The organism is Stenotrophomonas sp. 05L414_2 (genome assembly GCF_056397905.1).
The window spans coordinates 5,799-12,988 of sequence record NZ_JBFTOJ010000188.1 but is presented as its reverse complement, the minus strand read 5'-3'; the positions used below and the strand labels follow the sequence as shown (position 1 = coordinate 12,988).

Genomic DNA, 7,190 nt, shown 5'->3' with positions numbered 1-7,190 from the left:
CCTCGTTCCTGATCAGCCTGTCGGGCACCAACCCGTACTACCAGGATGACTTCGGCACGCTGTCGGCGTCGCTGAGCTTCAAGGCCACCGACTGGCTGAGCATCAGCCTGGATGGCCTGAACCTCAACAACCCGACCTACAAGTACTACCAGACCGCGGCCATTCCGACCTCGTTCTACAGCAACGGTCGCCAGTACTACCTGAACTTCCGCTTCAAGTACTGATCCAGCGGCAGCCTCATCGCCGAGTCGTGCACGCACGCCGGGCCTGGGTCATTCCGGGCCCGGCGTTTTTCATGTATAGCGAACATCGCACCCGATCCAAGGAGTCCTTCAGATGACGAAGCCCACCCGCGCCAGGATGCGCAGCCTTCTGTTGCTGGGCAGCCTGCTGGCCGCCCTGCCTGTGCTGCGGGCACTGGCCGCCGATGCCCCGGCACTCGATACCGGCCCTGGCCCGCAGCTGCGCGCCGGCAGCCTGATGTTGATTCCCGCACCGGCCAACGTGCAGCGCGGCAACGGCGCGGGCATCACCGTGGGCGCCGCTACCGTGCTGCATGCCGATGGCGAAGCCGCACAGCGCGTGGCCGCACAGTTCGCCGACCTGCTGGCGCGCAGTGGTGGGCCGCGACTGGCCGTGGCCAACGGCAAGGCCGCCGCCAAGGGCAACAGCATCCGCTTCCAGATCGTGCCGACCTTCCGCGACAGCGGCGAGGGCTACACGCTGGAAAGCACCGCGCGGGGCGTGCTGGTGCAGGCCGGCAACGAGACCGGCCTGTTCTACGGCGCCACCACCCTGGCCCAGCTCGCCACCGGCGGCAGCAACGGCGTGCTGCCGGCCGTGCAGATCCAGGATGCGCCGCGCTTCAGCTGGCGTGGCTTCATGCTCGACTCGGCGCGGCACTTCCAGAGCCTGGACGAGATCAAGCGCGTGCTCGATGCGATGGCAGCGCACAAGCTCAACACCTTTCATTGGCACCTGACCGACGACCAGGGCTGGCGCATGGAGATCAAGCGCTACCCGAAGCTCACCGAAGTCGGCAGCTGCCGCCTTCCGGCCGGTGATGGCGGCATCGATCCGGTCAGTGGCAAGGAACATCCGTACTGCGGCTTCTACACGCAGGACCAGATCCGCGAAGTGATCGCCTACGCCGCCAAGCTGCATATCCAGGTCATTCCGGAAATCGATGTACCCGGCCACGCCACCGCTGCCATCGCCGCCTATCCGGAACTGGGTACGATCGACACGCCGTTGAAACCGTTGAGCGAATGGGGCGTGTTCCCGAACCTGTTCAACGTCGAGGACGGCACCGTTACCTTCCTGGAGAACGTGCTGGAAGAAGTGATCCAGCTGTTCCCGGCCAGGTATGTGCATGTGGGTGGCGACGAGGCGGTGAAGGACCAGTGGGAAGCATCAAAACAGGTGCAGCAGCGCATGCGCGCGCTCGGCATCAAGGATGAGATGGCCATGCAGAGCCACATCATCAAGCGCCTGGAAACCTTCCTGGAACAACACGACCGTCGCCTGATCGGCTGGGACGAAATCCTTGAGGGCGGCCTGCCGCCGCAGGCCACGGTGATGTCATGGCGCGGCACCGAAGGCGGCCTTGCTGCGGCCAGCGCCGGCCACGATGTGGTGATGTCGCCGGTCAGCCACCTGTACCTGGATTACCTGCAGACGGCCTCGCCGAACGAACCGCCGGGCCGGCCGACGCAGGTGAACCTGGCCAAGCTCTACAACTACGAACCGGTGCCGGCCGAACTGGCCGCCGACAAGCGCGGGCACATCCTCGGCCTGCAGGCGAACATGTTCACCGAGCACACGCGCACCTACGCGCGTCTGCAGCACAACCTGTTCCCGCGCCTGGCCGCCGTGGCCGAGACCGGCTGGAGCACGCCGGAGCATCGCGATTTCCGCGACTTCCTGGCCCGCCTGCCCTCGCAGCTGCAGCGCTATCGGGCCTGGGGCCTGGCCTACGCGCAGACGCCGTTCGAAGTAGGCGTGGCCTACACCGATGACCGCGCGGCGAACACGGTGACCGTGTCGCTGGCCAATCCTCTGGGCTATGAAGTGCGCTACAGCAGCGACGGCAAGCCGGTGACGGCACAGTCGCCGCTGTACCAGCAGCCACTGACGTCCACGCTGCCGGCGACGGTGCAGGCTGCCGCCTTCTACCAGGGCCAGCCGCTGGCTGCGAAGCCGACGGTGGCGTCGTACACCGCGCAGTCGCTGCTGTCGCGGCACAGCGAAGCACTGCGCAGCTGCGTCGGCGAGAAGGGCTTGGTACTGCGCCTGGAAGATGATGGTCCGCGCGAAGGTGCGCGTGCGGTGTTCACCGTCGACATCTTCCAGCCGTGCTGGCGTTGGCCGCAGGCACAGCTGGATGGCATCGGCAGCGTGGAAGTGCGCGCAGGCCGCATTCCGTACTACTTCCAGCTGGCCCACGACGAGCCGAAGCGTCGCTTCGAAAAGGCCCGGAGCGCGCACGGCGAAATGCTGATCCGTCGCGGTGACTGCACCGGCAAGGTCCTGGCGCAGGTGCCGCTGCCGGCGCAGACCGATGCCGACGGCTTCGTGACCCTGCGCGCGGCTTTGCCGAAGGGCACCTCGGGCACGGGCGATCTGTGCATCAACTTCACCGGCGACACGCGCCCGGCGATGTGGGTGCTGGATGAGGTGACGCTGGGGAAATGACGGCGGACACGATGGCGTGGATCTACTGTAGAGCCAGGCCATGCCTGGCTGCCTTTGGTAGACGCCAACCTTGGTTGGCGCCGGCGAGATTCATCCACGCATGGCGTGGATCTAACGTAGAGCCAGGCCATGCCTGGCTGCCTTCGGTAGACGCCAACCTTGGTTGGCGCCGGTGAGATTCATCCACGCATGGCGTGGATCTACTGTAGCGCCAGGCCATGTCTGGCTGCCTTTGGTAGACGCCAACCTTGGTTGGCGCCGGCGAGATCCATCCACGCATGGCGTGGATCTACTGTAGCGCCAGGCCATGCCTGGCTGCCTTGGTAGACGCCAACCTTGGTTGGCGCCGGCGAGATTCATCCACGCATGGCGTGGATCTACTGTAGAGCCAGGCCATGCCTGGCTGCCTTGGTAGACGCCAACCTTGGTTGGCGCCGCCGAGATTCATCCACGCATGGCGTGGATCTACAGTAGAGCCAGGCCATGCCTGGCTGCCTTTGGTAGATGCCAACCTTGGTTGGCGCCGCCGAGATCCATCCACGCATGGCGTGGATCTACTGTAGAGCCAGGCCATGCCTGGCTGCCTTTGGTAGTCGCCAACCTTGGTTGGCGCCGGCGAGATTCATCCACGCATGGCGTGGATCTACCGCGGAGCCAGGCCATGCCTGGCTGCCTTACCCCCGCCAGCGCAGCAGCATGTCGCGCAGCGGGGTCAATGCGGTAGCCATCCCCGCCAACACGCCAACGGTGTTGGCCACCGCATCCATCGGATCGGCCATGCGGTTGCTGGTCAACGCGCCCTGCGCGAACTCGATGCCGACGCCCATCAGCACCAGGCCAGCACCTACCCACAGCAGCGGGCGGCCTCGTCGGAACAACTGCACCGCGCTGCCAGCCAGGATGAAATAAGCCAGGAAATGCTCGCCCTTGTCGCTGTTTTCCGGCAACGGGATCGGCGGCGGCGGAATCAGGCAGACCACGATCACCGTCAGCACCGCCAACACCCACAACGCGGTCCACAGTCGCGGCCGCCGCAGCGGCTTGATCACCGGCAACGCTGCACTCACAGGCGCCAGCTCAGGTCGCCCAGTTCGAAAGCCGGTTCGAAATCGACGTCGCGCTGCAGGCCAATGGCCTGGAAACGCTCGCCCATCTCCGTTGGCAGGGTCAGCTTCTTCACCTGGTCGCGCAACTGGATGCGGCCCACCTCATCGGTGCGCTCCTCGGCCAGGGTCAGTACCTGGTCCAGGCCGTTGCCGAGCAGGAAACTGGCCTGGCTGCAGTACCCGGCCAATTCAAATCCGCCATGCAGGCCGGCCTCGGCCATGGCAGTGAAATCGACCGATGCGGTGATGTCCTGCAGGCCCGGCCAACGATGGATCTCGTTGTGCACGTGGTGACGGTAGAACGCGCGCACGGTGCCGTCATCGCGTTCTTCCTGGTAGAACTCGCCCCGGTTGTAGCCGTAGTCCACGAACAGCATCGCGCCACGCCGCAGGCCACCGGCCACCGCCTGCAGCCAGTACGGCAGCTGCGGCAGCACTTCAGAACGGTAGCCGTCGGCAAAGGGCTTTTCCAGGTAGCGCTCGAGATGGCGCACCGCGCCGTTGAGCAGCAGGTCGGCCGGCTGTGCGCCACGGATGAAGTTGCCCTGCCCGTCCAGTTCGACGGTTTCCTCGTATACCTCGCCGTCCTTGATGAGGAAGCGCGGTGTCGGCAGCGCATCGATCACCTCGTTGGCGAACACCACGCCGTCCCAGTCGTCCTCGAACGGACGATCAAGCCATTCCACCCGGCCGGCCAGTTCGGGCGGCAGGTTCTGCTGCAGGCGCTCCTGCTGGCGCTGGCGCAGGTCCGCACTGGGTTCGAGGATCGCGTAACGGGCCGGCAGCGCCTCCAGCTCGGCCAGGCGCAGCAGCACCGCCTCGGCGAAGGCGCCGGTGCCGCCGCCCAGTTCCAGCATCCGTGCGTGCGCATCGAGCTGGCCGAACACCGGCGCCAGTGCATTGGCCACGCTGCCGGCGAACAGGCTGCCGAGTTCCGGTGCGGTGGTGAAATCGCCGCTGCCGCCGAATTTGCTGGCACCGGCGCTGTAGTAGCCCCAGCCCGGCGTGTACAGGCACAGCTCCATGAAGCGGGAGAACGGCATCGCCCCACCCTGTGCGAGGATCTCGGCACGCAGGGCGGCGGCCAGTTGATCGCTGTGGGCCAGGGCATCGGCTTCGGGCAGGGGGAAGGTAGGCTGCATGGCGTCTTCGAATGCGGTGACAATGGTGCACAGGATAGCCGAGCCTTGGAGGACCCTCGATGAGTGACACCGCCCCCGTGGCCCTGATCACCGGCAGCGCACGCCGGATCGGCGCCGCCATCGCCCGCCAGTTCCACGCCTGTGGCTGGTCGGTGGTGCTGCACGCCCATACCTCCAGCGCCGAACTGCAGCAGGCCGCCTTCAACCTGGACAACGAGCGCCCCGGCAGCGTGCTGGCGTTGCAGGCCGACCTGCGCGACGCCGATGCCCTGGCCGATCTGGTCGAGCAGGCGGTCACCCACTTCGGCCGCCTGGATGCGCTGGTCAACAACGCCTCCAACTTCTTCCCCACCCCGCTCGGCCAGGTCACCGCCGAGGCGATGGACGAGCTGTACGCGGTCAATGCGCGGGCGCCGCTGCTGCTGGCCCAGGCCGCCGCGCCTYACCTGCGCCGCCAGCACGGCTGCATCGTCAACCTGACCGAYCTGCACGGCACCSACCCGATGCGCGACCACATCGCTTACACGATGGCGAAGGCCGCGCTGGAAATGGCCACCCGCTCGCTGGCGCTGGAACTGGCGCCGAAGGTGCGGGTGAACGCGGTGGCACCCGGTGCGATCCTGTGGCCGGAACAGGGCAAGGACGATTTCGCCCGCGAGGCGCTGCTGGCGCGCACGCCGCTGGCGCGGATCGGCACGGTCGAGGAAATCGCCGAAGCGGTTTACTGGCTGGCGGCCGAGGCCAGCTTCGTCACCGGCCACACGTTGCGCGTGGATGGTGGGCGTACGGTCAGCTGAAATGTTGCCGGCCAGCGGCCGGCACTACCGGTAGCGCCGGGCCATGCCTGGCGAGCGCAGCGGCAACAACAACCCGTCATTCGAGGTCCACGACCTCGAACGCTTCGCCAAACTGCTTGTGCGCCCGCCACAGCGTGGCCAGGTCCAGGCCGCTGACCGGATCGACGAAGCCCGGGGCGATGTCAGCCAGCGGCTTCAGCACGAAGGCATGCTTCAGTTCCGGGCGCGGAATGCGCAGATGGCCGGGGCCCTCCACCACCAGGTCGCCATAGAACACCACATCGACGTCCAGGGTCCGGTCGGAGAAGCGCGGGCCGCTGCGGTCACGACCATGCGCATCTTCCAGCGCATGCAGCCAGTCATCCAGTTCCTGCAGCGGCAGGTCGGTCTCGAGGGCAACGCCGTTGTTGAGGAAGGCCGGACCGTCGAAACCGACGGCAGCGGTGCGGTAGGCGGCAGACACCTGCAGCGCGCCAAAGCGCTCGCGCAGGGCCGCCACCGCAGCGTGGAGGTAGCGGCGGGGATGGACGTTGCTGCCCAGGCTCAGGAGCACGGTGGTCATGCGGTTCCGGTGACGGCAATCAGGTGGAGCGCGGGCATGCCATCGTCACAACGGCCTGCCTACAATCCGGGACGCATATGATAGGGCACCGACATGACCTATTGCGTTGGAATCGAGGTGGACGAGGGCCTGGTCTTCGCCGCCGACACCCGCACCAATGCCGCGCTGGACGATGTCCGCGTGCACCGCAAACTGCACGTGTTCGAATATCCCGGCCAGGCCGCCTATGTGGTGATGGCCGCTGGCAACCTGGCCACGACCCAGTTGCTGGTGTCGCGGCTGAAGCGCGATGCCGAGGAGCGGCGCACGCCGAACCTGCGCGACATGGCCCATCTGTTCGAGGCTGCGGCCTACGTCGGCTCCCTGCTGGTGGACAGTCAGGTACAGAGCCAGCACACCGAGCATGGCCACGACRGGGTGAACACCCAGGCGACGCTGATCTTCGGTGGACAGATTGCCGGTGAACAGCCCGGCCTGTACATGGTCTATCCGCTGGGCAACGCCATTGCCGCCTCGCCGGAGACGCCCTATCTGCAGATCGGTGAGTCCAAGTACGGCAAGCCGATCCTGGACCGCATCCTGACCCCGTCCACGCGCCTGGAAGATGCCGCACGCACGGCGATCGTCTCGCTGGATTCGACCATCCGTTCCAACCTGTCGGTGGGCCTGCCGGTCGACTTGGCGCTGCTGCGCGCCGGCGAACTGCGGATCAGCCAGCAGCTGCGGCTGGGCGCCGATTCGCCGCTGTATGCCGACATCCACCAGAACTGGTCGCGACGGCTGGAACAGGCGGTGGAAAGCCTGCCGCGGTTCCCGTGGGAACCCCAGGACCGGTAGTGCCGGCCGCTGGCCGGCAACTGCGTGTGGTCGGATCATTGCGGTGCCGGCC

General features: G+C 66.6%; 7 protein-coding genes. 4 read left to right on the top strand and 3 right to left on the bottom strand.

Features of this window, described 5'->3' with window-relative positions; translation table 11 throughout:
- Positions 1-224 (top strand): hypothetical protein (locus AC1DJN_RS19195; protein WP_478039820.1); only part of this gene is annotated, 224 nt, incomplete at its 5' end.
- A 112-nt stretch (positions 225-336) separates the two neighbouring features.
- Positions 337-2,694, top strand: coding sequence for a beta-N-acetylhexosaminidase (locus AC1DJN_RS19190; protein WP_442251462.1), 2,358 nt, complete (start codon positions 337-339; stop codon positions 2,692-2,694).
- Between the two features lie 674 nt (positions 2,695-3,368).
- Here AC1DJN_RS19190 and AC1DJN_RS19185 read toward each other — a convergent pair.
- Complete coding sequence (locus AC1DJN_RS19185; protein WP_025878689.1) at positions 3,369-3,761, bottom strand: VanZ family protein; 393 nt, start codon at positions 3,759-3,761, stop codon at positions 3,369-3,371.
- Entirely contained in the window at positions 3,758-4,942 is a 1,185-nt protein-coding gene (locus tag AC1DJN_RS19180; RefSeq protein ID WP_025878690.1) for a class I SAM-dependent methyltransferase, read from the bottom strand. The genes AC1DJN_RS19185 and AC1DJN_RS19180 overlap by 4 nt, the downstream gene beginning before the upstream one ends.
- A 59-nt stretch (positions 4,943-5,001) precedes the next feature.
- Between AC1DJN_RS19180 and AC1DJN_RS19175 the strand changes: the two genes are divergently transcribed.
- Positions 5,002-5,739 (top strand): pteridine reductase, encoded by a 738-nt coding sequence (locus tag AC1DJN_RS19175; protein ID WP_478039818.1) that lies wholly within the window; start codon positions 5,002-5,004, stop codon positions 5,737-5,739.
- Positions 5,740-5,815: 76 nt separating this feature from the next.
- Here the strand turns inward: AC1DJN_RS19175 and folK are convergent, their stop codons facing one another.
- On the bottom strand, positions 5,816-6,301 hold the full coding sequence (gene folK, locus AC1DJN_RS19170) for a 2-amino-4-hydroxy-6-hydroxymethyldihydropteridine diphosphokinase (protein ID WP_032975383.1): 486 nt from the start codon (positions 6,299-6,301) through the stop codon (positions 5,816-5,818).
- Positions 6,302-6,394: 93 nt separating this feature from the next.
- On the opposite strand from folK, the gene AC1DJN_RS19165 reads away from it, so the two are divergent.
- The gene (locus tag AC1DJN_RS19165; RefSeq protein WP_478039815.1) at positions 6,395-7,138 is read left to right on the top strand and encodes a proteasome-type protease; all 744 of its coding nucleotides are present in this window, start codon (positions 6,395-6,397) and stop codon (positions 7,136-7,138) included.
- Positions 7,139-7,190 lie beyond the last annotated feature (52 nt).

What these genes read in the sequence shown, in the direction of transcription:
- AC1DJN_RS19190 (WP_442251462.1), top strand. Translation starts at nt 337, where the DNA reads ATGACGAAGCCCACCCGCGCCAGGATGCGCAGCCTTCTGTTGCTGGGC.
- folK (WP_032975383.1), bottom strand. Translation starts at nt 6,301, where the DNA reads ATGACCACCGTGCTCCTGAGCCTGGGCAGCAACGTCCATCCCCGCCGC.
- AC1DJN_RS19180 (WP_025878690.1), bottom strand. Translation starts at nt 4,942, where the DNA reads ATGCAGCCTACCTTCCCCCTGCCCGAAGCCGATGCCCTGGCCCACAGC.